A 24,597-nucleotide genomic window follows, 5' to 3' on the forward strand; every position below is an offset into this window, starting at 1 on the left:
CTAGTCTTCTACTTCATCCTCCCATACTTCTTCTTTCACTGCATCCTTATCATAAGGGAGTACAATGGTAAAGGTTGAACCCTCACCGTATTCACTCTTGGCCCAAATAAAGCCCTTATGTTGTTTGATAATTTCTTTGGCAATAGACAGTCCCAAGCCTGTTCCACCTTGGGCACGACTTCTAGCACGGTCCACACGGTAGAAACGGTCAAAAATACGTGGTAAATCCTGCTTAGGAATACCCAAACCTTGGTCAGAGATGGATAATATCATCTGTTCATCAGTTGTCTTCATCGTTACTGTGATTTTCCCACCATCTGGAGAATATTTAATGGCATTGTTGAGAATATTATCAATCACCTGTGTCATCTTATCTGTATCTATCTCTATCCAGACAGAGGTAATAGGATAATCTCTAACCAATTCATATTTTTTCTCTTCATCTGGTCCTCTCATCTTATCAAAACGGTTGAGGATAAAGGTTATAAAGGCAGTGAAATTGATTAATTCCACATCCAGGTGACTGGTTGCATTATCAATTCGTGAAAGATGGAGAAGGTCTGTCACCATCCGCATCATACGATTAGTTTCGTCTAAAGACACCTTGATAAAGTCTGGTGCAATAGGTTCTGACAAGGCTCCCTCATCCAGGGCTTCAAGATAGGATTTTACACTAGTCAGAGGCGTCCGTAACTCATGACTAACGTTGGAAACAAAGAGTCTCCGTTCGCGCTCTTCCTTCTCTTGCTCCGTTGTATCATGCAGAACGGCAACCAGACCTGAGATAAAGCCAGATTCTCGACGGACCAAGGCAAAGCGTACACGAAGGCTCAGATATTCACCATTGTCATCCTGAGAATCAATCATGAGTTCAGGAATCTGCGTAATCAAATCACGAAGTTCATACTCATCTTCAATCTTAAGCAATTCTAGAATACTTTTATTGAGAACCTCTTCTTTCTGAACACCCAGCTGTTTCTTAGCCATGTCATTAATCATAGTAATCTTGCCACGACGATTGGTCGCAAGGACTCCATCCGTCATGTAAGACAGGATACTATGTAATCGTTTACTCTCTTGTTCCAGATTTTCTTGAGTCAAACGGATTACTTCTGATAAATCATTGAGATTATTGGTAATATTAGTGATTTCAGAGCTTCCCTGCATATCCAATACCTGAGAATAGTCTCCTGCAATCAGGTCTTTCACCTTTTGATTAATTTGCTTCAACCGAATATTATCTCGCCGATTTTCTAGCAAGAGTAAGGTAACAATCAAGATAAAACCCAATAAAATTAAAATGAAGATAAAATCACTAGTAAGAATATTTTTTCTAATAAATTCAATCATTATTTCTCATATAATAACCAACACCGCGACGTGTTAGGATATACTCTGGACGACTTGGTGTATCTTCAATCTTCTCACGCAAACGTCTGATAGTTACGTCAACTGTTCGAACATCTCCGAAATAATCGTAACCCCAGACCGTTTCAAGTAAGTGTTCTCGCGTAATTACTTGACCGATATGAGATGCCAAGTGATACAAAAGCTCAAATTCACGGTGAGTCAAGTCTAGTTCTTCACCGTATTTTTTAGCTACATAAGCATCTGGTACAATCTCCAAGTCACCAATTTGCAAAGGCTGAGTTTTCTTTTCATCAGATTCTTGATTATCTACAGAAGTCAAATCTGTACGACGGAGAAGAGCTTTGACACGCGCCTGAAGCTCACGATTCGAGAAGGGTTTGGTTACATAGTCATCCGCCCCAAGCTCTAAACCGATAACCTTATCAAACTCACTGTCTTTAGCCGACAGCATGATAATCGGCACACTACTGGTCTTACGAATAGTCTTAGCAACTTCTAAACCATCAATTTCCGGAAGCATCAAATCCAGAATAATAATATCTGGTTGCTCTGCTTCAAATTGCTCTAGCGCTTCACGACCATTAAAAGCAGTTACAACTTCGTAACCTTCCTTGGTCATATTAAACTTGATAATATCCGAGATTGGTTTCTCATCATCTACAATTAATATTTTTTTCATTTGTTCACCTTTTTCTCTACTATTATATCAAAAAAATAACAAGAAAACACAATAGCTAGTCTTTGCTACCGTCTAAGTTGGCTTGTGCATAAGCCTGCCAGATTTTTTGTTGGGGTTTGGCAAGTGGGTAATCCTTAAACTCTTCTGGTGAAAGCCAGCGAACTTCCCTATCTGAAAAGTCATGGAAGTCAGTCACCTGGCCTGCTACAATTTGAACATGCCACTTGCGATGACTAAAGACATGCTTGACAGTCTCAAAACAAACATCAAGCCAATCAACATCTAAGTCATAGTCCTGCTGGAAACTCTCTTCTGGACTGGGACCAAAGTTCACATTTTCTTCTGCAACCTGATGAAAGAGGTCAAACTGCTCTCCTTGCGAAAAGTTATCAACTTCTATCAAGGGGAAATGCCAAAAACCTGCCAATAGCTTTTCACTTTCATTTTTTTCAAGTAAAAATTGTCCCTGAGCATTTTTGACCACCAAGGCTTTAAGATAAATAGGAACCGGCTTTTTCTTTGGAGCCTTGATTGGATAACGGTCCATTGTGCCATTCTGATATGCTGCACTAAAGTCCTTAACTGGGCTTTCTTCTGGTCTGGGATTTACAGGTGCCTCAATATCTGAGCCCAAGTCCATCAAAGCTTGGTTAAAGTCACCAGGACGTTCTGGGTCAATCAAGATTTCCATCATTGCCTGAAAAATTTTGCGATTACTTGGAATGCCAATATCATGATTGACTTCGAACATACGAGCCAAAACTCGCATGACATTGCCGTCTACAGCTGGCTCAGGCAAGTTAAAAGCAATACTGGAAATCGCTCCTGCTGTATAAGGACCAATCCCTTTCAAGCTGGAAATTCCTTCATAAGTGTTTGGAAATTGACCACCAAAGTCAGTCATAATCTGCTGGGCTGCAGCCTGCATATTACGAACTCGAGAATAATAACCCAAACCTTCCCAAGCCTTCAGTAAACGCTCTTCAGGCGCATTCGCCAAACTTTTCACTGTTGGAAACCAGTCCAAGAATCGTTCATAGTAAGGGATAACCGTATCCACCCTGGTCTGCTGGAGCATAATCTCAGAAACCCAGATATAATAAGGATTTTTACTTCTACGCCAAGGTAAATCTCTTTTGTTTTCATCATACCAAGCGAGAAGTTTCTCACGGAAAGAAATAATCTTCTCCTCCGGCCACATGACGATACCGTATTCTTTCAAATCTAACATATCTCTAGTATAACACAGAAGACTCTAACTGTCCTTTTCCTAGTATTAAAAAGCCTCTTTCCAAGGGAAAGAGGACTAAATCTTATTGATGAACTGCTTGAGCCGCTGTGATAAGGGTCAACTTATACACATCATCCGCATTACATCCACGAGAAAGGTCATTAACTGGCTTGTTCAAACCTTGCAAAACAGGTCCTACAGCCGCAAAACCACCAAGGCGTTCGGCCATCTTGTAACCGATATTTCCTGCCTCGATACCAGGGAAGATAAAGACATTTGCTTGACCAGCTACTGTACTTCCAGGAGCTTTCAAAGCTGCAGTTTCGGGAACAAAGGCCGCATCAAATTGCAACTCACCATCGATTTCGAGGTCAGGGCGCAAGTCGTGAGCAATTTTAGTTGCTTCAACGACCTTATCGACGCTTTCACCAAATCCTGAACCTTTAGTAGAATAGCTTAGCATAGCAATTTTAGGTTCGATGCCAAACATCTTAGCTGTGATTGCTGAGTTGATGGCAATTTCAGCCAAGGCTTCTGCATCAGGATTGATATTGATAGCACAGTCTCCAAATAGGTAACGTTCCGTACCACGAACCATGAGGAAGGCACCTGACGTACGCGTTACATTTGGACGAGTTTTGATAATTTGAAGGGCTGGGCGAACTGTTGAAGCAGTTGAGTGAATCGCTCCTGACACCATTCCATCAACCAAGCCCAAGTATACCAACATAACACCAAAGTAGTTAACATCTTCAACCAAAACCTTGCGTGCATCTTCTTCAGACATTTTGCCCTTACGGCGCTCTACCAAAGCAGTAACCATTTCTTCAAATTGAGGATAGTGTTGAGGGTCAATGACTTCATAACCATCTTCAATACCTTCAATTTCAAGATAAATTTTAATTTTTTCAGGATTTCCAAGCAAAACAGGAATTACTTCCGTTTCTTTTACCAAGCGTTTAGTCGCTTGAAGAATACGTGGCTCTTCCCCTTCAGGGAGAACGATACGAGCATTTTTACCAACAAGGTTGGCTTTGAGACTTTCAAAAACTTCCATGAGTTTTCTCCTTTAAAAAATAAATTATACTCTGAATTACTTTATTATAGAGTATTAGTTGATAACTGGGTAATAAGATTACTGAAATCATCCGGCAAGGGACTTTCTAACTGCAAGTCTTGCTCTAAAAATGGATGATAAAAGGATAGGTAATGGCAATGCAGGGCCTGACGTTGGATGCCGTCATCCAGGCTACCACCATACAAATCATCTCCCAACAAAGGAAAACCAATGTGAGAAAAATGCACTCGGATTTGGTGGGTTCGCCCAGTATGCAGGCGAATATCAACTAAGTGAATATTCCCATAAGATGCTACAATCTTGTAAGAAGTATGGGCATACTTTCCACCTTTAGCCACTCGTCTGGTAATAATGGAGTCTTCATCACGCGCAATCGGAGCAATAATTTCTCCTTCCGGCTCCAAGTGTCCATGACCTTTAACCAAAGCAAAGTAGCGTTTCTCGATAGATTTCTTCTGCAACTGCTTATCTAATCGTGCATGGGCATAGCCATGCTTGGCAAATAGCATCAAGCCCGAAGTGTCCCTATCAAGTCGGGTCACAATGTGAACCTGCTGATTTTCATATTCTTGCTTGACGTAGTAACCCTTGATAAAATTAGCGATAGTATTAGAGTGGTTGACACTAGGAATAGAAGCCACTCCATAGGGTTTATTCAAGACTAGAAAATGGTCATCCTCATAGAGAATATCCAGTGGGCGCTCGATAGCTTCCAGAGTTTCAAAACCTTCCTCAGCGGGAATATCAATGACAACGCAGTCTCCAATATCCAATAGATACGTCGCATTTTGTGGTTGTTCATTGACCAGAATTGCACCACCTCGAAACTTAATCTTGGCCAAAAGTCCTTTAGAAACCTCGTGCTTTTTCAAAAAGGTCTTAACCTTGACGTGCTCATCTGCGATAAATTCAAACCTCATTCATCCACCTCGCCGATGAAAGCATCCTTAACACGATTCCAGAAACTGGTGTGGCTAGGTGAGGCGACAAAGTGAATCTTATGATGATCAATTTGATACTCGATTCGCTCGATATTGCGGAAGGAATAAACGCTATTGTCAACCGAAATAGTATGGTAATCGTTTCTCGTTGGAATGAGTTCAATCTTATCCTTCTTAGGAACAATAATAGACGACCCCAGCGTTCGATAGACACGATTATTAAGGCTAGCAATTTCCGTTAATTGCAAAGCTTCAATGGTTGGGTGTAAAACAGCTCCACCAAGAGACTTGTTATAGGCTGTACTACCAGTCGGTGTCGAAACTGTTAGCCCATCTCCACGAAAACGTTCAAAGTGGACACCGTTAATCACAACATCCGCCACCATGGTTCGATCAGACCTGCGGATACTGGCTTCGTTGAGTGCTCTAAAAATCTTCACTTCACCATTTTCAAGAAAGACCTTCACATTCAGAACAGGATAAGAGACTCTTGCTCCGGTATCTAGCTGCAAATTAGTCACTAGCTTGTCCAACTCAAAATCACGGTAGTCCGTATAGAAGCCCAAATGTCCAGTATGAACACCAATGAAGCGGACCTTGTCAAGCTGGTTTTCGTACTTATGAAAAGCCGACAAGAGCATACCATCCCCACCAATGGAGATGACAATGTCCGGATTGGTATCATTAAGTATAAACTGATTCCTCTTCAAACGATCTCGCAATTCATACAAAACCCTTTGACTCTGCGATTTTCTATTGGCTATCAGGTCAATTCGTTTACCTGTATTCTTCATCTGTATCGTCACTGTTTCCTACACCGTCATTTAATTTTCTACTCAAAGGATCAAAAAGAGCCTGGGCTTCCTGGATATCATCACGAATTTTGCCCATTTCTTCATCCAACTGATGAGAAATCTTAGCCGTAATTTCCAGTCGCTTCTTTATCTCCTCTGGGAAATCCCCTTGGTACTTGTAGTTGAGAGAATGTTCTATTGTTGCCCAGAAATTCATGGCCAAGGTACGTATTTGAATTTCCGCCAAAATGGTCTTGGCACCATTAATAGTGTCAACCGTATATTCTACTACCACGTGATAGGAACGGTAGCCTGAAGCCTTTCGATGAGTAATGTAATCTCGCTCCTGTATGATCCGCATATCCTGACGCTTGCGCAAAATCTCCACTACTTCCTTAACGTCATCTACAAACTGGACCATAACACGCAAACCAGCAATATCCTGTAAATCGTGTTCCAAGGTTGCATAAGTAATGCCACGCCGGGCCATTTTTTCTTTTATACTCTCAATTGGCTTGACTCGACCAGTCACAAACTCAATAGGAGAATGCTTATTTTGCTTACGATATTGCTTCCGAATACCACGAAGTTTAATCTTTAACTCACCAACAGCTTGAATGTAAGGATCTAGAAATTCTTCCCATTCTAAGGTCATATATTCTCCCTTGTTCTCATATTATCCTTCAAAAATATCTTTGATTTTTTCTCCAGATTCATATACAATAAATACAATGCTTATTATACCATAAATCCGCTTTCAACGATAAAGAAAAGGTAAGAAAAATGAAACATTTAGAAATTGAATTGAAAACACTCTTGAAAAAAGATGAATACAATCGTCTAAAGGACCAGTTCACAGACGTCACTCCTGTTCTTCAAAAAAATTACTACATAGACACGCCTGATTTTGAACTGCGAGAAAAGAAAGTTGCTATGCGCATTCGAACCTTTGAAGACTGGGCAGAATTGACACTCAAAGTCCCGCAAAGTGTTGGAAACATGGAATACAATCAAAAATTGCAACTAAAAGATGCTGAAAACTATCTGAGCAAGAAAGAACTTCCTCAAGGGCTAGTACTGGATGAATTGGCAAAACATAGTATCCAAACTAGTGAATGGCAGGTGCTCGGTTGTCTAACGACACTTCGCTATGAAATGCAAACAGCTATTGGCCTCATGGCTTTGGATGAGAGTCAGTACTTTGATATTACCGATTACGAATTAGAACTTGAAGTGGAAAATCACGAGCAAGGAAAACTGGATTTCCAACAATTTTTAATGGAAAATCAGATTGCTTATCAAAAAGCTCCCTCAAAATTGGTCCGATTTGTCAAAAGCATGAAAAATAGCTGAAATAATCTCCATTTTTTGGTAAAATAGAAAAGATAAAATACAAAAATCCCAGTTCATATAGGCTAGGCAGATATGGCTAGGATTTAAAAAGTTTACAGAGGACGGTCTATAATGTCAGATAGAAAAAACATGAAACTTTTCGCACTCAACTCTAACCAAGAGATTGCACAGAAAATTGCTCAAGCTGTTGGTGTCCCACTTGGAAAACTATCATCACGTCAATTTTCAGACGGAGAAATCCAAGTAAATATCGAAGAAAGTGTCCGTGGTTATGATGTTTACATCATCCAATCAACAAGTTTCCCTGTTAACAACCACCTAATGGAATTGTTAATCATGGTTGATGCTTGTGTTCGTGCAAGTGCGCACAGTATCAACGTTGTCCTTCCATATTTTGGCTATGCACGTCAAGACCGCATCGCTTCACCTCGTGAGCCACTTACAGCGAAACTAGTTGCCAATATGCTAGTTAAGGCTGGTGTCGATCGTATCCTTACGCTTGATTTGCATGCTGTTCAGGTTCAAGGTTTCTTTGACATCCCTGTCGATAACCTTTTCACAGTTCCCCTATTTGCCAAACATTATTGCGATAAGGGCCTACTCGGTTCAGATGTTGTCGTGGTTAGCCCTAAAAATTCAGGTGTAAAGCGTGCTCGTAGCTTAGCTGAATATCTTGATGCTCCTATCGCCATTATCGATTACCCTCAAGACGATGCAACTCGTAACGAAGGTTATATTATTGGTGATGTTGAAGGTAAGAAAGCCATCTTGATTGATGATATTCTTAATACAGGACGCACCTTCTCTGAAGCTGCTAAAATCGTTGAACGTGAAGGGGCTACAGAAATTTATGCTGTTTCTAGCCACGGTCTCTTCGTTGAGGGAGCTGCTGAACTTCTCGACAATACTAATATTAAAGAAATTCTTGTGACTGATTCAGTAGCAACAAAAGAAAAAACTCCTAAAAACGTATGCTACATCACTGCTAGTGAGTTAATTGGTGATGCCATCGTCCGTATCCACGAAAGAAAACCAGTCAGCCCACTCTTTGCCTACAACAAAAAGAAATAAGGTGATTCTTTGATTTATTTGGACAATGCTGCAACGACTCCCATGTCAACAGTTGCTATTTCAGCTATGACCAAGGTTATGCAAGAAACCCATGGCAATCCTTCTAGTATTCATGGTCATGGTCGTCAAGCTGGAAAACTCTTGAGAGAAGCCCGTCAGGAACTAGCCCAGTTACTGGGGACAAAACCTCAACATATCTTTTTCACTTCTGGTGGGACTGAAGGAAACAATACTGCCATCATTGGCTACTGCCTTCGTCATCAAGAACAAGGAAAACATATCATCACAACTGCCATTGAGCACCATGCTGTCCTTGAAACGATTGATTACTTGGTTCAACACTTTGGGTTTGAAGCAACCATTATCCAGCCAGAAAATCAAGAAATCACAGCTCAACAAATTCAAAAAGCTTTACGTGACGATACGATTTTGGTTTCAACCATGTTTGCCAATAATGAGACAGGAAACCTACTGCCCATTGCTGAAATTGGCCAAATACTCAAGCAACACCCTGCCGCCTATCATGTCGATGCAGTTCAGGCTATTGGCAAAATACCAATTCATCCCGAAGAATTGGGCATTGATTTTCTCACCGCTTCTGCCCATAAATTCCATGGCCCTAAGGGAATCGGCTTTCTCTACGCATCTAGCATGGACTTTGATTCCTATCTACATGGCGGAGACCAAGAACAGAAAAAACGTGCAGGGACTGAAAATCTAGCTGCCATAGTGGCTATGGTTGCAGCCCTAAAAGAAGACCTAGAAAAGCAAGAAGAACATTTTCAACATGTACAAAATTTAGACACTGCCTTTCTTGCAGAGCTAGAGGACATTCAATATTACTTGAATAGAGGAGAACATCATCTCCCTTATGTTCTCAATATTGGATTTCCTGGTCAGAAAAATGACCTCTTACTCCTTCGTCTAGATTTAGCTGGAATTTCAATCTCTACTGGCTCAGCCTGTACGGCAGGTATTGTCCAATCTAGCCATGTTCTTGAAGCTATGTACGGAGCAAATTCAGAACGCTTGAAGGAATCCGTTCGTATCAGTTTGTCGCCAGAAAATACTGTTGAAGATCTACATACCCTCGCAAAAACCTTAAAAGAAATTATCGGAGGTTAGCCATATGGCATTTGAAAAAACCATTCAGTTAAAAAATTGTCGTTACGACTACACTCTTAGCCCTTCTGTTAAAAAATTCACCCTTAAGGACAATACCTTTTTTGAGACTAAGGTTGGTAACTATGAATTGACTCGCCTTTTGGAAAAAGTTCCGAACAGTGGTGAAGGCTTCCAACTCAAAATCATCATTAACAAGGAACTTACAGGTGCTAAAATCAATATCACTGACAAGTTTGGGCTACGTCTAGTTGATATTTTCAAATCAGAAGACCACCACATTCATCAGGAAAAATTCTACTTCCTCATGGATAGCTTGGTAGAACGTGGTGTCTTTACAAAATCTGAAAGATAGGTCCCATATGTTTGAACTGACCTATAAGGACAGCTATCATGTAGAGCGCACTCTCAAGTATGAGGATTACGAGGCTCTCATGCTGGCTCTGTCAGGATGTGTAACCCTACCAGATACACTTTATGTGACTTCTCTGACTTTTAAGGGCCAGAAAGTTTACCAAGGGCTGGTCGGGGACCTCTACCGTTTTCTATCACATGCAGATTTTTTACATCAAAACTAAGATTTTTCTTAGTTTTTTCTTATTTTTGTTGATTTTTTCACAATGTTTCTATAAAATAGAAGAATAGAAAGGTTGTGATTTTGTGAAAGATAAACAGTCTGCTATTCCAAAAGCTACAGCGAAAAGACTCTCTCTCTACTATCGAATTTTTAAGAGATTTCATGCAGAAAAGATTGAACGTGCCAACTCTAAGCAAATTGCAGAGGCTATCGGTATTGACTCAGCGACTGTACGTCGTGATTTTTCCTATTTTGGTGAACTAGGTCGGCGTGGATTTGGCTATGATGTCAAAAAACTGATGACATTTTTTGCCGATTTGCTCAATGATAACTCCATCACCAATGTCATGCTGGTTGGTATTGGAAATATGGGCCATGCCCTTCTCCACTACCGCTTCCACGAGCGTAACAAGATGAAGATTATCATGGCCTTTGACCTAGATGACCATCCCGAAGTCGGTACTCAAACTCCTGATGGAATTCCCATTTACGGGATTTCTCAAATCAAGGATAAAATCAAGGATGCTGATGTGAAAACTGCTATCCTGACCGTTCCCAGCGTCAAGTCACAAGAGGTTGCCAATCTCTTGGTGGATGCTGGCGTGAAAGGAATTCTCAGTTTTTCACCAGTCCATCTGCATTTACCAAAAGACGTGGTCGTTCAGTATGTCGATTTGACAAGTGAACTCCAAACCCTCCTCTACTTCATGCGAAAAGAGGATTAGAAAGCGAAAATCATTTTATGAAAAAACCAGTTATAGGGATTACAGGAAACGAAAAAACTCATCCAGATGATGACATCATGATGAGCTACGTAGCAAAAGGCTTTGTTGAAGGCGTTAAAGAAGCTGGAGGAATTCCCATCATCCTACCGATTGGTGATCAAGAAATGGCCTTCCACTATATCAGTATGATTGACAAGCTCATCTTGACAGGTGGGCAAAATGTTGATCCAAAATTCTATGGTGAACCAAAAACCATCGATAGTGATGACTACCACCTTCAAAGGGATATCTTTGAACTGGCCCTCATCAAGGAAGCTATTAAACAGAAAAAGCCAATTTTTTCTGTCTGCCGTGGAACTCAACTCTTTAACGTTGCCATGGGTGGAACTTTGTACCAAGATATCGAAGACCATTGGCAGGATTGTTCTGCTGAGTACACAACTCAGCGATTGGTAACAGAACCTGATACAGTTCTTCGAGAAATCTATGGAGAAATTTCCCATATCAACTCCTTCCACCACCAGAGCATCAAGGATTTAGCACCAAATTTAAAAATTGTGGCTCATGATCCTAAAGATGGTATCATTGAAGCTGTTATGAGTACGGATGCCATTGCCTTCCTCGGTGTCCAATGGCATCCAGAATTTCTATTTGAAAATCGTCCCAAAGATAAAAACCTCTTTGACTATGTCGTAAATGAACTTTAAATTAAATCTGTCTTTTCACGGTAACTAAAGTAACTAGAATGGGAGACAATCAAATGGTCCAATAGGACAATCCCCATCAAGTCACAGGCTTCTTTGACAAGCTTAGTTACATGATCATCATTTCGACTAGGCGCTACCGCTCCTGAAGGATGATTATGGACCAAGATGAGTGAAGTCGCCATATGCTTGATAGCATAGTGAAGAATCTCACGTGGTTCAGCAATACTACGAGTAGCTGAGCCGATAAAAATGGTCTGTTGATGGATGATTTGATTTTGAGTATTGAGATAGAGCGCCACCAGGTGCTCTTGTTTTTTATGTCCCAACTCCTGCTGCATCTTCTTGGCCAGCTTTTGGCTACTGAGAATACTTTCCATCTCAATAGTCTCATGTTTATGAATACGATGCCCCAGTTCAATCATAGCTTGTAACTCTATGGCCTTAACACGGCCGATACCAGATAGACTCTGCAATTCCTGCAGGGTCATTTTTTTCAAATCCGTTAGACTTGAAAGGTTGTTCAAAACTTTCTGGGCAATTTCAAAAACACTGACTTGCCGTGTTCCTGTCCTGAGTAAAATAGCTAACAACTCTTGATTACTAAGCGCTTCTACTCCTTCCTTGGCTAGTCTTTCTCTTGGCAATAGTGAATCTTCTTGAAATGAAATACTGTACATAAAAATCCTCCTCACTTTATTATTCGTGAGAAGGATGGAAAATTATATTTTTTTCTCAATTGGGGCTACACTAGCTAAAAGTTTTTTCAAACCTACTTCTGGGAAATTGATTTTTAATTCCTGCGTAGCACCGCTTCCTGAAACTTCCAGAACAGTTCCCTCTCCCCATTTCTTGTGGAGGGCAATGTCACCAATAGACCAATTTGCCTCACTAGACGCTGATTTTGTTCCAGCTGTAAATTGACCAAATGGGAGACCGCTTGACTGGATAGTTTTTGGTGCCACACCGCGTTTACGGTCTTGAAGGGCCTGGGCAAGACTCATACCTTGACCAAAGGCGAGACCACCACTGCTATAAGATGCCTTAAAGCTTGTATTTACAGGACGAGCCAGACCTTGATACTCAAGTAAGTCTGAGCTGATTTCGTTAATAAAACGAGTCGGACGGTTGTAGTTAGTACGACCAAAAAGCAGGCGCGAATTGGCATTTGTCAGATAGAGAATTTTCTCTGCACGCGTAATTCCTACATAGGCCAGACGGCGTTCTTCTTCTAATTCATCTAGATCCTCAGCCGCGCGGCTAAGCGGAAAGACATTCTCTTCCATCCCAATCAAAAAGACAACTGGAAACTCGAGACCTTTGGCAGCATGCAGGGTCATTAGGGTCACTTCTGATGTCTCCTGACTACCTGAATCTGTATCAGCAATCAAGGCCAGGTCATTTAAGAAACGACTTAGTTTGTCCAAACCAGTTTCTTCTTCTGGTCCATCAGAGGTGTCATCAAAGTTTTTCGTCACAGAAAGGAACTCTTCAATATTTTCAACCCTAGCCTTGCTTTCTAAAGTCGCTTGAGCATTTAGAATATCTACGTAACCTGTTTTTTCTAGGACGGCCTCAACCAACTCTGTAATATTTAATTGATCTAGCTGCTCTCGTAAATCTAGAATCATATTGGCAAAATCCCAGATAGACTGGGCTGCTTTACCCTTGATACCAGATAACATAATGTTTGCTGAAGCATCCAGCATAGACATATCTTGCATATTCGCAAAATCACGGATTTTCTCAACAGTGCCTGGGCCAATTCCACGTTTCGGCTCGTTGATAATACGCTCAAAACTGATATTGTCACTCAAATTGGCAATAAGATTGAGGTAAGCAATAATATCTCGGATTTCCTTACGGCTGTAGAACTTGGTTCCGCCAACCATGGTATAAGGAATATTTGACTTGAGCAAGGCTTCCTCAATAGTACGGGACTGCGCATTTGTACGATAGAGAACTGCAAAATCCTTGTGAAGGAAGTTTTGACTCCGACCAAGTTCATCGATAGTTCTGGCTACAAATACAGCTTCATCTAGCTCATCATTGGCACGATAGTAAACGATTTGTTCCCCATCAGCATTTTGAGTCCAGAGATTCTTAGGACGGCGATTTTTATTGTTTTTAATGACCTCGTTGGCCGCTTGAAGAATGGTTTTAGTGGAGCGGTAATTCTCCTCCAACAAAACAACCTTGGCTTGGGGATAATCCTTTTCGAAGTCCAAGATATTCTGCATATCAGCACCACGCCAACCGTAGATAGACTGGTCCGCATCCCCAACCACACAGATATTTTTAAAGCGAGACGCTAAGAGTTTGACTAGTTGGTACTGGGCATGGTTGGTATCTTGGTACTCATCAACGTGGATGTATTGGAATTTCTGTTGATAGTAAGTCAAAACATCAGGATTTTGATCAAAGAGACGCAGGGTCAGCATAATCAAATCATCAAAGTCAACCGACTCCGACTGACGAAGCTCTTTTTGATAAGCAGTGTAACACTGGGCCACGATTTGCGTATACATATCACCAGCTTGAGCAGCATAAGCCACATCATCAATCAAGTCATTCTTAGCATTGGAAATGGTTCCCAAAATAGTTCGTTCATTCCATTTTTTAGGATCCAAGTTCAACTGCTTGAGAATGCGTTTCATGAGCGTTCGCTGTTCACCAGGATCCACAATAGTAAAATTACGATTGTAGCCAATATGATCCGCATCACGACGCAGAATACGAACACACATGGAGTGAAAGGTCGCTATCAGACAGTCCTGGGTGGCTGGATTGAGGCTATAAGCACGCTCCTTCATCTCACGCGCAGCCTTATTAGTAAAGGTAATGGCCAAGATATTCCAGGGATTGACCAGCTTTTCATCAATCAGATAAGCAATGCGGTGGGTCAAAACACGAGTCTTTCCAGAACCAGCCCCTGCCATGATTAACAAGGGACCTTCTGTCGTTTGCACCGCCTCAGCCTGACGGTCATTCATTCCATTTAATAATGCGTTCATCTTCTCTTCCTTACTCTTGAAGTCAATATTTCTATTATATCAGAATTCAGGGAAAATATCTTTACCTAGACTGGTTACGTGTAGAAGGCAACTTCTTATATCTAGATAAAAAATGAGCTTGGATAGTATTTCCAAACTCATTTCTTACTCAATGAAAATCGAAGTGCAAACTAGGAAGCCAGCCGCAGGCTGTACTTGAGTACGGCAAGGTGAAGCTGACGTGGTTTGAAGAGATTTTCGAAGAGTATAAAGTCAATTACAATATACTAGAACAAACCTAGGACTGTTCCGTCACTTTCAACATCCATATTGAGAGCTGCTGGTCGTTTTGGAAGACCCGGCATGGTCATCACGTCCCCAGTTAGGGCAACGATGAAGCCTGCACCTAATTTTGGCACCAATTCGCGAATGGTAATTTCAAAGTTTTCAGGTGCTCCAAGTGCATTTGGATTGTCTGAGAAGCTATACTGGGTCTTAGCCATACAGATTGGCAATTTGTCCCAACCGTTTTGAACGATTTGAGCAATTTGTGTTTGAGCTTTCTTCTCAAAGTTTACTTTGCTACCACGATAGATTTCAGTAACAATCTTTTCAATCTTTTCTTGGACAGAAAGGTCATTATCATACAAACGTTTGTAGTTAGCTGGATTTTCAGAGATAGTCTTAACAACTGTTTCAGCAAGTGCTACTCCACCTTCAGCACCATCAGCCCAGACACTAGCCAATTCAACTGGTACATCGATTGAGGCACAAAGTTCTTTCAAGGCTGCAATTTCAGTTTCTGTATCAGAGACAAATTCATTAATAGCTACGACTGCTGGAATACCGAACTTACGGATATTTTCAACATGGCGTTTCAAGTTAGCAAAACCGGCACGCACCGCCTCCACATTTTCCTCTGTCAAAGCGTCTTTAGCCACGCCACCATTCATCTTAAGGGCACGAAGGGTTGCTACAATAACTACTGCATCTGGAGATGTTGGCAAATTTGGTGTCTTAATATCAAGGAATTTCTCGGCACCAAGGTCTGCACCAAAACCAGCTTCAGTAACTGTGTAATCAGCCAAGTGAAGGGCTGTTGTAGTTGCCAAGACAGAGTTACATCCGTGAGCGATATTGGCAAATGGACCACCATGTACAAAGGCAGGTGTTCCGTAAATTGTCTGAACCAGGTTCGGCTTAATCGCATCCTTCAAAATCAAAGCTAAGGCACCTTCAACCTGCAAATCACCTACAGAAACAGGTGTACGGTCATAGCGATAACCGATAACGATATTAGACAAACGGCGTTTCAAGTCCTCGATGTCTGTTGCCAAGCAAAGAATCGCCATGATTTCGGAAGCAACTGTAATGTCAAAGCCATCCTCACGTGGGATACCATTTAGAGGACCACCAAGTCCAACGGTCACATGGCGAAGAGCACGGTCGTTCAAGTCCACAACACGTTTCCAAAGGATACGACGTTGGTCAATTCCCAACTCATTTCCTTGGTGTAAGTGGTTGTCAATCAAGGCAGAAAGCGCATTGTTGGCAGTCGTAATGGCATGCATGTCCCCCGTAAAGTGTAGGTTGATGTCTTCCATTGGCAGAACTTGAGCATAACCACCACCAGCAGCACCCCCTTTAATCCCCATTACTGGACCAAGAGATGGTTCGCGGATAGCAATCATGGTTTTCTTGCCAATCTTGTTCAAGGCATCCGCCAGACCAATGGTAATGGTTGATTTTCCTTCACCTGCAGGTGTTGGATTGATGGCAGTAACCAGAATCAATTTTCCAACTGGATTGCTCTCAACTGCACGAATTTTATCAAAGCTGAGCTTAGCCTTGTACTTTCCGTACAACTCCAAATCATCGTAAGAAATACCAAGTTTCTCTACAACATCAACGATTTGCTTCAACTCAATACTCTGTGCGATTTCAATATCTGTTTTCATTCAAAACTCCTCTAAACTCTTATATGATAATTCATTATAACACAAAACAAGATTTTTAACATCCGAAAACTCTCTAAACGTTCGTAAATATCCTTATTTTTAAGGTTTTTAGACTCCTTTCTTAAATTTTATATGGCTTTATAGTTTGAAACTATATTCTTTCCTTTTACCAAAATTTTATCACTTTCATTTTACTTACCGTTTATTTTTGTGTACAATAGTGCTATGAAAATTTTAGTTACATCGGGCGGTACCAGTGAAGCTATCGATAGCGTCCGCTCTATCACTAACCATTCTACAGGTCGCTTGGGAAAAATCATCACAGAAACTTTGCTTGCTGCAGGGCATGAAGTTTGTTTGATAACAACAAAACGAGCCGTGAAGCCAGAAGCCCATCCCAACCTAAACATTCGAGAAATTAACAATACCAAGAACCTTCTTCTGGAAATGAAAGAACGTGTTGCAGATTATCAGGTTTTGATTCACTCAATGGCCGTATCTGATTACACTCCTGTCTATATGACAGGGCTGGAGGAAGTTCAGGCTAGCTCTAATCTAGAAGAATTTTTAAGCAAGCAAAATCATCAAGCTAAGATTTCTTCAACTGACGAGGTTCAGGTTTTGTTCCTAAAAAAGACACCCAAAATCATCTCTCTAGTCAAGGAGTGGAATCCTGCTATTCATCTGATTGGTTTCAAACTGCTGGTTGATGTTAACGAAGACTATCTGGTTGACATTGCTAGAAAAAGTCTTATCAAAAACCAAGCAGACTTGATTATCGCAAATGACCTCACTCAAATCTCAGCGAACCAGCATCGTGCAATCTTTGTTGAAAAAGATCAGCTTCAAACAGTCCAGACTAAAGAAGAAATTGCAGAACTCCTCCTTAAAAAAATTCAAGCCTATCATTCATAGAAAGGAAAGCTATGGCACATATTCTCTTGGCTGTAACGGGCTCAATCGCCTCTTACAAGTCGGCAGATTTAGTCAGTTCTCTAAAAAAACAAGGCCACCAAGTCACTGTTTTAATGACTCAGGCTGCTACAGAGTTTATCCAACCTTTGACACTACAGGTACTCTCACAGAATCCTGTCCACTTGGATGTCATGAAGGAACCCTATCCTGATCAGGTCAATCATATCGAACTTGGAAAAAAGGCGGATTTATTTATTGTGGCCCCTGCAACTGCTAACACTATTGCAAAACTAGCCCACGGATTTGCGGACAACATGGTAACCAGTACGGCTCTAGCCTTGCCAAGTCATATCCCAAAACTCATCGCACCAGCAATGAATACAAAAATGTATGACCATCCGGCAACTCAGGCTAATCTGAAAACATTAGAAAGCTACGGCTATCAGCTGATTGCTCCTAAAGAATCCCTACTAGCTTGTGGCGACCATGGACGAGGAGCTTTAGCTGACCTCACAATTATTTTAGAAAGAATAAAGGAAACTCTCGATGAAAAAACGCTCTAATATTGCACCCATTGCTATCTTTTTTGCAACCATGCTCGTGATACACTTTCTGAGCTCACTTATCTTTAACCTTTTTCCATTTCCAATCAAACCGACCATCGTTCATATTCCTGTCATTATTGCCAGCATTATTTACGGTCCACGCGTTGGAGTTACACTTGGATTTTTGATGGGGCTACTTAGCTTAACTGTTAACACGATTACAATTCTACCGACAAGTTACCTCTTCTCCCCATTTGTACCAAACGGAAACATCTACTCAGCTATCATTGCAATTGTCCCACGTATTTTGATTGGTTTAACTCCTTATCTAGTCTATAAATTAATGAAAAACAAGACTGGTCTGATTCTAGCTGGTGCCCTGGGTTCACTTACCAACACAGTCTTTGTACTTGGTGGAATTTTCTACCTTTTTGGAAATGTCTTTGATGGTAATATCCAAAAACTCCTAGCAACTGTTATCTCAACAAATTCGATTGCTGAATTAGTCATTTCCGCAGTTCTAACCCTAGCCATTGTTCCACGACTACAAACCTTGAAGAAATAAAAATAATCTCCGCTTTCATACTTGAAGGTGGAGATTTTATTTGATGTATTTTGTGTTTTTAGTGAAATGTTTACTAGTCTTTAACTAAGAAATGACTTATACGCCTAAGTAAATCCTTGATTTATTGTCTTGTTTATTGTACTATACTAGTGTATATACAGTTAAAAAGGAGATTCTTATGAACACACGGAAAAAGACACAATTTATGACAATGACTGCCCTCTTAACGGCTATTGCGATTTTGATTCCAATTGTTATGCCTTTCAAAATCGTCATTCCACCTGCTTCCTATACTTTAGGAAGCCACATCGCTATTTTTATTGCCATGTTCTTATCGCCCTTGATGGCTGTTTTTGTCATCCTAGCCTCTAGTTTTGGATTTTTGATGGCTGGCTATCCCATGGTTATCGTTTTTCGAGCTTTTTCCCATATCTTTTTTGGGACATTGGGAGCTCTTTACCTACAAAAATTCCCTGATACCCTAGATAAACCAAAAGCTTCCTGGATTTTTAACTTTGTGTTAGCGCTTGTCCATGCCCTTGCTGAAGTATTGGCCTGTGTCGTTTTTTACGCAACTTCTGGTACCAATGTAGAAAATATGTTTTATGTTCTATTTGTGCTGGTTGGATTTGGCACAATTATCCATAGTATGGTAGACTATACATTAGCACTAGCTGTCTATAAAGTGCTTCGAAAACGCCGTTAAAAGGAAGAACTATGACAAAAGATCGCAAACAAGCTCTGCTCCAACTCTTGAAAGAAGCTCCTAAAGCCCTTAATGGCCAAAGTTTGGCGGAACATTTTCATGTCACACGTCAGGTCATTGTACAGGACATTGCAATTTTAAGAGCCGATGGCGCTCCTATCCTATCCACCAATCGTGGCTACGTCTATAAGCAAGTTGATGTTAATCCATACGTCCACAAACTTTTTAAAGTGAAACATGAAGTTGAAGAAATGGGTCAAGAACTCCTTGCCATCGTAGATAATGGTGGACGTGTTCAAAACACCTTGATTGACCATCCCGTCTATGGAGAAATTGAAACCTTACTTAAACTGTCTTGTCGCCGAGATGTTCAGCATTTTCTAGAACAAGTCGAGCATTCAGACTTTAGACCTCTGTCTGAATTAACAGATGGTATCCACTACCATCTAGTCGAAGCCGAAACACAACAAGACCTCCACTATATCGAGGAGGCCTTGGATCAGCTTGGTTATTTAGTAAAAGACTAAAAGATTTCCTTCTCCCAACCATCTTCAGTACGGCGAGGGTAGAAAAATTCAGATTTGTCCGGAGCTTCCATCATCTCCATCAAAGGTAGCATATCATAGGCCAGATCCAAGTTTGGAATCTGGTCTTTTTGCACCCAAGAAACTTCTCCTTCATCTGAAGAGCGAAGGGTACCAGAGAACTCAGTTGCCTTATAACAAACGACAATATAGCGCCCACCTGTATCTAGTGGCCAATTTTTAATGCCGACAAGTTGAGGATTTTGGATAGTCAACCCTGTTTCTTCATATATTTCACGAATGACAGACTCTGCGAAAGACTCGCCGTTTTCTACATGGCCTCCTGGAAAGGCATATCCAGACCAGCGATTGTTTTCAGGAGCGCGATACTGCATCACCACGCTCTGGGTTTCGATGTCTTCAATCAGACAAATGTTTGTTAAAATCGTTAATTGGGAACGGGACATAAATTTACTCGCTTTCTAAGTTATTAAATTTTCAGATTTGGTTCCAGAGATTCTAGCTTCTACTTTTTAAAATTATTTAGAATAGAACACCATCCGTTTTTCCTTTATAGGCTTTCCAAGTTCAAGTATTTTTTCTTGACCATCAAAAGTAAAACCCATTTTTTGATAGAAAGCAATGGCGCGCTTATTATCTTTCAATACCCATAAGAAAATTTCAGAAAAAGAATCAAGAGCAGTCAAAGCTACTTTCACTAGCTTTTGTGCGATACCTTTTCCATAATAGTCTTTTAAAACATATAAAGCAATAATTTCACCAGCTTGAATAGTCTCATCACGAAAGTTTCCATAACTGATAAAACCAACTACCTTCATGCCATCTATCGCAATCAATGTATTTTCTGAATACTTTTGACTAAAAAATCGACATCTTTCTAATGTCATTGTCTCCTGAAATTCTGCAGGCAAAAGATTGTCATAAGCCTCTCTCCACGTTTGCCAGTGAACAAGTGATTTACCTTCTATCTCTTCTGGAGTTTCCATTAATTTGATAATAACCGTCATTTATTTTCTTCTCCTTAATCCAACAGTCTGACTTCCTTTGCTACTTTTTGTAGAAATTTTTCTCTTGTTGAACTTGTATTCACTTCACGGCCTAACTCTCCTAAGATTGAAACCCTCTTTGTTTTTATGCCACAGTGATTTAATACAGCATTCTTTAATACTGATATCCCATAACTGTCTGGAATGTTAACTGGACCTGAAAATACTTTGTACCACCAAGTTGGTGCCATAGATGTTGCATAAATACTAGCTGTTTTTCCTTTTAGTAACTTTTTAAACTGATTACCTCTCAAGTAGTTCAAAATAAAGCTTCCTCGATTATTTGCTGAGTATGCAATGCCTGGCGTAAAAACACGATCAATCCACCCCTTCAATAGACTAGGCATACTACTCCACCAAATTGGATAAACAAAAATGAAATGATCTGCCCACTGAATTAATTCCTGAGATCGTAGAATAAACGGATCGTCCTCCATCCTTTGTCGATAACCATAACGTAAAACAGGATCAAACTCTTCCTCATTAAGATTAATCATTTCAAGTTCATGTCTCTTTGAGTCTATATTTTCTACAATCGTTTGAAAAATTGCTTGGCAGTAACTTTCTTTATCAGGATGTCCATTAATAACTAAAATATTCATAAAATTCCCCTAATCCAACGCCTTGACTTCCAGCATCATATCACGGATCTGAGCTGCGAGTTCAAAGTCAAGCACTTCGACAGCTTCTTGCATTTGTTTTTCTAGTTTCTTGACAAGTTCTTTGCGTTCTTGTTTGTTGAGACTATTGATATCGACTTCTTTTTCTTCTTCCTTGGCAACTGCCTTGGTCACAGCAATCAGATCACGGATTTCTTTCTTGATTGTCTGAGGCACAATACCGTGTTCTTCATTATAGGCCATCTGGATTTTGCGACGGCGAGCAGTTTCATCGATAGCACGTTGCATAGACTGGGTAACTGTGTCAGCGTACATGATGACATGGCCTTCGCTGTTACGGGCAGCACGTCCAATGGTCTGGATGAGTCCACGCTCGTTACGAAGGAAACCTTCCTTGTCAGCATCGAGAATGGCAACCAAGCTTACTTCGGGTACGTCAATCCCTTCACGAAGGAGGTTGATTCCGACCAAGACATCAAAGACACCCAAGCGCAGGTCACGGATAATCTCCGTCCGTTCCAAGGTCTTGATATCCGAGTGCATGTACTTGACCTTGATACCCATTTCCTTGAAGTAGTCGGTTAAGTCCTCTGCCATTTTCTTGGTCAAGGTTGTGATAAAGGTTCGTTCATTCTTTTCAACACGGGCATTGATTTCACCTAAGAGGTCATCAATCTGTCCCATGGTCGGACGTACTTCCACCTCAGGATCCAAAAGCCCTGTCGGACGAATGATTTGCTCAATCACTGTCTCAGTCTGTTCATTTTCATAGTCACCAGGTGTCGCTGAAACGTAAACAATCTGGTGCACATGACTTTCAAACTCCTCACGACGGAGAGGACGATTGTCAAGAGCAGACGGCAAACGGAAACCATAATTAACCAGCATTTCCTTACGAGAGCGGTCTCCATTGTACATGCCCTTGATCTGCCCCATGGTCATGTGGCTCTCATCAATCATAATCAAGAAATCATCTGGGAAGAAATCTAAGAGCGTATAAGGAGGCTCACCTTCGCTCCGTCCATCCATGAGGCGTGAATAGTTTTCAACCCCGTTGGTATAGCCCATCTCACGCAGCATTTCGATATCGTACTCTGTCCGTTGTTTCAAGCGCTGGGCTTCAAGTAATTTGCCTTCCTTTTCAAAGATAGCTAACTGCTCCTCCAACTCGGCCTGAATCTTGGCAATGGCAACTTCCATGTGGTCATCATTGGTCACAAAGTGAGTAGCTGGGAAAATCGCCAAATGATCCACTTCTCCCAATACCTGACCTGTCAAAGCCTCAACCTCACGGATTCGGTCAATCTCATCACCAAAAAATTCTACTCGAAATGCATGTTCATCTCTGGAAGCTGGGAAAATCTCCACCACATCCCCACGAACGCGAAATCTTCCCCGTTGAAAATCAATATCGTTTCGCTCAAACTGGATATCAACCAAATCATTCAAAAGTTTATCACGAGAAATCTCCAGACCTGGACGGAGACTAACTACGCTATCAGCGTATTCCTTGGGCGAACCTAAACCATAGATACAAGAGACTGAAGCCACAACAATGACATCATTACGCTCCAAAAGGGCTGAAGTCGCTGAATGGCGGAGCTTGTCAATCTCGTCATTGACAGAGCTGTCCTTCTCAATATAGGTATCACTAGAAGGAACATAGGCCTCTGGCTGGTAATAATCATAGTAAGACACAAAGTACTCAACAGCATTCTCAGGGAAAAATTCTTTAAACTCCCCATATAGCTGTCCTGCCAGAGTCTTATTGTGAGCAATGACCAGAGTGGGTTTATTGACTTTGGAAATGACCTGACTCATGGTATAGGTCTTCCCTGTTCCAGTCGCCCCCATCAGAATCTGAGCTTTTTCTCCACCCTCTATATTATCAACCAACTGCTCGATAGCTTGTGGTTGATCTCCTGATGGTTGATATTTTGATACTAGTTTAAATTGATTATCTGTAATGCGATTGATCATAAGAATCCTCTCTCCATGTGCTATTCCTATTTTAGCATACTTGAATCATTTTCACGAAGAAAAGGACGGACCTAAGTCACATCCTTTCATTTTCTTTCTTTAATTGATAGGCGAGATAGACAATCAGCAGTAGCAAGACCAGACTTGTCATGATAGATCCTTCTATCCCAAAAGAGCCACCTGATAGCCAGCTCTGATTACCTTGTGGTAAAAAGGTCATTAGCGATGTACCCGACGGCTGACCACTAACTAAAATCCCAAATAAATTTCCCTGAGCAAAATTCCAGGCGCCATGAATACCTGCAACACCCCAAACTGTATCTGTTTTGAGTAGGTAAAGTGACATGGCAACTCCGAATAAAAAGAGATTTACTAGAGATAGAGGCGTGAGGCCAGAATTGCCCATATGAAGCAGGGTAAAGAACAGGCTAGATATAAGAACAGCTAGTTTTAGATTGGTTCTTGATGCTAATTGAGGAAGGAGCCAAGCACGAGCCACCACTTCTTCTGTTGTTCCCTGTAAAATCCAAAATGGGATAGTAAAAATGACAAAGGCAAGTGAATAAGGATTCAAGTGAAAGGAATCAAAACGATATTGCCCTAAGGCTACTAAACCTAACAAGGTCAGAAGGAAAAGTGCCAGGCCTAGACCAAATCCTTTAAGAAGATTGCTGAGGAAATTTTCTTTATAAAATCCTAAAGTTCGAATAGGTCTCTTCTCAACTTTTCTAGTCCATCTGAACACAGTGTTGAGAACGAAACCAAAGGACAGCAATTCTAAAATTAAACGAAAATCACTTGATTGATCCGTCAAGGTCTGATGCAAGGTCTGCAAGTAGGTTGCAAGATTTTGACCAGCTTCTCCAAAATTTCTAGCAAGTCCGATGAGAGCTAACAAGCTAATACCATACAGAGTATAAGCCACAAACTCTCCTATGAAGACAAAAACAAAGGCTAACAAGGGGCTTGTGTAAATGTTTAAATTCATTTTTGAAGCTTGGAAGTCTTTAAATATCCTTTTGTTCTTCATATTCCTGTCCTCTCTTCTTCTATTATATACTATTATTATAGCACTTTA

At 40.9% G+C, this 24,597-nt stretch carries 27 protein-coding genes; 12 read left to right on the forward strand and 15 right to left on the reverse strand.

The genetic code is table 11. From position 1 onward, the window contains the following. The 7 genes from vicK to N8M66_RS00425 form a co-directional block, all read right to left on the reverse strand. On the reverse strand, window positions 1-1,350 hold the full coding sequence (gene vicK, locus N8M66_RS00395) for a cell wall metabolism sensor histidine kinase VicK (RefSeq protein WP_261044936.1): 1,350 nt from the start codon (window positions 1,348-1,350) through the stop codon (window positions 1-3). Next, entirely contained in the window at window positions 1,343-2,050 is a 708-nt protein-coding gene (gene yycF / locus N8M66_RS00400; protein ID WP_049539286.1) for a response regulator YycF, read from the reverse strand. The genes vicK and yycF overlap by 8 nt, the downstream gene beginning before the upstream one ends. Window positions 2,051-2,105: 55 nt before the next feature. After that, window positions 2,106-3,281 (reverse strand): A/G-specific adenine glycosylase, encoded by a 1,176-nt coding sequence (gene mutY, locus N8M66_RS00405; protein ID WP_261044937.1) that lies wholly within the window; start codon window positions 3,279-3,281, stop codon window positions 2,106-2,108. A gap of 82 nt (window positions 3,282-3,363) precedes the next feature. After that, on the reverse strand, window positions 3,364-4,338 hold the full coding sequence (pta, locus tag N8M66_RS00410) for a phosphate acetyltransferase (protein WP_261044938.1): 975 nt from the start codon (window positions 4,336-4,338) through the stop codon (window positions 3,364-3,366). 44 nt (window positions 4,339-4,382) lie between these two features. After that, the gene (locus N8M66_RS00415) at window positions 4,383-5,279 is read right to left on the reverse strand and encodes an RluA family pseudouridine synthase (protein WP_261044940.1); all 897 of its coding nucleotides are present in this window, start codon (window positions 5,277-5,279) and stop codon (window positions 4,383-4,385) included. Continuing rightward, window positions 5,276-6,094, reverse strand: coding sequence for an NAD kinase (locus N8M66_RS00420; RefSeq protein ID WP_261044942.1), 819 nt, complete (start codon window positions 6,092-6,094; stop codon window positions 5,276-5,278). Before N8M66_RS00420 ends, N8M66_RS00415 begins: the two co-directional genes overlap by 4 nt. Further along, complete coding sequence (locus tag N8M66_RS00425) at window positions 6,078-6,749, reverse strand: GTP pyrophosphokinase (RefSeq protein WP_060628220.1); 672 nt, start codon at window positions 6,747-6,749, stop codon at window positions 6,078-6,080. The genes N8M66_RS00420 and N8M66_RS00425 overlap by 17 nt, the downstream gene beginning before the upstream one ends. A 128-nt stretch (window positions 6,750-6,877) precedes the next feature. Here N8M66_RS00425 and N8M66_RS00430 point away from each other — a divergent pair, with 128 nt between their 5' ends. The 7 genes from N8M66_RS00430 to N8M66_RS00460 all read left to right on the forward strand — a co-directional run bounded on the left by N8M66_RS00430 (window position 6,878) and on the right by N8M66_RS00460 (window position 11,649). Then, on the forward strand, window positions 6,878-7,447 hold the full coding sequence (locus N8M66_RS00430) for a CYTH domain-containing protein (protein ID WP_004254213.1): 570 nt from the start codon (window positions 6,878-6,880) through the stop codon (window positions 7,445-7,447). 111 nt (window positions 7,448-7,558) lie between these two features. Continuing rightward, window positions 7,559-8,518 (forward strand): ribose-phosphate diphosphokinase, encoded by a 960-nt coding sequence (locus N8M66_RS00435; protein ID WP_001283818.1) that lies wholly within the window; start codon window positions 7,559-7,561, stop codon window positions 8,516-8,518. Between the two features lie 9 nt (window positions 8,519-8,527). Beyond that, entirely contained in the window at window positions 8,528-9,643 is a 1,116-nt protein-coding gene (locus tag N8M66_RS00440) for a cysteine desulfurase family protein (RefSeq protein ID WP_024057590.1), read from the forward strand. Window positions 9,644-9,647: 4 nt separating this feature from the next. Then, the gene (locus N8M66_RS00445) at window positions 9,648-9,995 is read left to right on the forward strand and encodes a DUF1831 domain-containing protein (protein WP_000863540.1); all 348 of its coding nucleotides are present in this window, start codon (window positions 9,648-9,650) and stop codon (window positions 9,993-9,995) included. Between the two features lie 7 nt (window positions 9,996-10,002). Then, a complete protein-coding gene (locus N8M66_RS00450) occupies window positions 10,003-10,218 on the forward strand; it encodes a DUF4649 family protein (protein ID WP_024057589.1) in 216 nt (71 codons plus the stop codon). A gap of 82 nt (window positions 10,219-10,300) precedes the next feature. Beyond that, window positions 10,301-10,942: a redox-sensing transcriptional repressor Rex gene (locus N8M66_RS00455; protein WP_000653417.1), complete on the forward strand. Its 642-nt coding sequence runs from the start codon at window positions 10,301-10,303 to the stop codon at window positions 10,940-10,942. Window positions 10,943-10,959: 17 nt separating this feature from the next. After that, a complete protein-coding gene (locus tag N8M66_RS00460) occupies window positions 10,960-11,649 on the forward strand; it encodes a gamma-glutamyl-gamma-aminobutyrate hydrolase family protein (protein ID WP_261044945.1) in 690 nt (229 codons plus the stop codon). Here the strand turns inward: N8M66_RS00460 and radC are convergent. The 3 genes from radC to N8M66_RS00475 all read right to left on the reverse strand — a co-directional run bounded on the left by radC (window position 11,646) and on the right by N8M66_RS00475 (window position 16,597). Then, window positions 11,646-12,326 (reverse strand): RadC family protein, encoded by a 681-nt coding sequence (gene radC, locus N8M66_RS00465; protein ID WP_024057587.1) that lies wholly within the window; start codon window positions 12,324-12,326, stop codon window positions 11,646-11,648. The two genes, N8M66_RS00460 and radC, sit on opposite strands and share 4 nt — an antisense overlap. Before the next feature lie 42 nt (window positions 12,327-12,368). Next, on the reverse strand, window positions 12,369-14,660 hold the full coding sequence (pcrA, locus tag N8M66_RS00470) for a DNA helicase PcrA (RefSeq protein WP_261044948.1): 2,292 nt from the start codon (window positions 14,658-14,660) through the stop codon (window positions 12,369-12,371). Window positions 14,661-14,926: 266 nt separating this feature from the next. Further along, window positions 14,927-16,597: a formate--tetrahydrofolate ligase gene (locus N8M66_RS00475; protein ID WP_203180403.1), complete on the reverse strand. Its 1,671-nt coding sequence runs from the start codon at window positions 16,595-16,597 to the stop codon at window positions 14,927-14,929. Between the two features lie 225 nt (window positions 16,598-16,822). Here N8M66_RS00475 and coaB point away from each other — a divergent pair, with 225 nt between their 5' ends. The 5 genes from coaB to N8M66_RS00500 all read left to right on the forward strand — a co-directional run bounded on the left by coaB (window position 16,823) and on the right by N8M66_RS00500 (window position 19,855). Next, entirely contained in the window at window positions 16,823-17,512 is a 690-nt protein-coding gene (gene coaB, locus N8M66_RS00480; protein ID WP_203180404.1) for a phosphopantothenate--cysteine ligase, read from the forward strand. Window positions 17,513-17,523: 11 nt separating this feature from the next. Further along, window positions 17,524-18,075, forward strand: coding sequence for a phosphopantothenoylcysteine decarboxylase (coaC, locus tag N8M66_RS00485; RefSeq protein WP_004254190.1), 552 nt, complete (start codon window positions 17,524-17,526; stop codon window positions 18,073-18,075). Beyond that, window positions 18,059-18,622, forward strand: a complete 564-nt coding sequence (locus tag N8M66_RS00490) for an ECF transporter S component (protein ID WP_000747412.1) — start codon at window positions 18,059-18,061, stop codon at window positions 18,620-18,622. The genes coaC and N8M66_RS00490 overlap by 17 nt, the downstream gene beginning before the upstream one ends. A 178-nt stretch (window positions 18,623-18,800) precedes the next feature. Next, complete coding sequence (locus tag N8M66_RS00495; protein WP_001097393.1) at window positions 18,801-19,328, forward strand: ECF transporter S component; 528 nt, start codon at window positions 18,801-18,803, stop codon at window positions 19,326-19,328. 11 nt (window positions 19,329-19,339) lie between these two features. Then, window positions 19,340-19,855, forward strand: coding sequence for a transcription repressor NadR (locus tag N8M66_RS00500; RefSeq protein ID WP_261044951.1), 516 nt, complete (start codon window positions 19,340-19,342; stop codon window positions 19,853-19,855). Here N8M66_RS00500 and N8M66_RS00505 read toward each other — a convergent pair. From N8M66_RS00505 to N8M66_RS00525, 5 genes are all read right to left on the reverse strand, one after another. Next, entirely contained in the window at window positions 19,852-20,319 is a 468-nt protein-coding gene (locus N8M66_RS00505; protein WP_261044953.1) for an 8-oxo-dGTP diphosphatase, read from the reverse strand. The two genes, N8M66_RS00500 and N8M66_RS00505, sit on opposite strands and share 4 nt — an antisense overlap. Window positions 20,320-20,391: 72 nt before the next feature. Further along, window positions 20,392-20,880, reverse strand: coding sequence for a GNAT family N-acetyltransferase (locus N8M66_RS00510; protein ID WP_261044955.1), 489 nt, complete (start codon window positions 20,878-20,880; stop codon window positions 20,392-20,394). Between the two features lie 14 nt (window positions 20,881-20,894). After that, window positions 20,895-21,521 (reverse strand): NAD(P)H-dependent oxidoreductase, encoded by a 627-nt coding sequence (locus tag N8M66_RS00515; protein WP_261044956.1) that lies wholly within the window; start codon window positions 21,519-21,521, stop codon window positions 20,895-20,897. Window positions 21,522-21,530: 9 nt separating this feature from the next. Continuing rightward, entirely contained in the window at window positions 21,531-23,519 is a 1,989-nt protein-coding gene (gene uvrB / locus N8M66_RS00520) for an excinuclease ABC subunit UvrB (protein ID WP_261044958.1), read from the reverse strand. A gap of 76 nt (window positions 23,520-23,595) precedes the next feature. Further along, the gene (locus tag N8M66_RS00525; RefSeq protein ID WP_261044959.1) at window positions 23,596-24,549 is read right to left on the reverse strand and encodes a CPBP family intramembrane glutamic endopeptidase; all 954 of its coding nucleotides are present in this window, start codon (window positions 24,547-24,549) and stop codon (window positions 23,596-23,598) included. Window positions 24,550-24,597: the final 48 nt, after the last annotated feature.

This window comes from Streptococcus mitis (assembly GCF_946188585.1).
GTDB lineage: Bacteria > Bacillota > Bacilli > Lactobacillales > Streptococcaceae > Streptococcus > Streptococcus mitis_DG.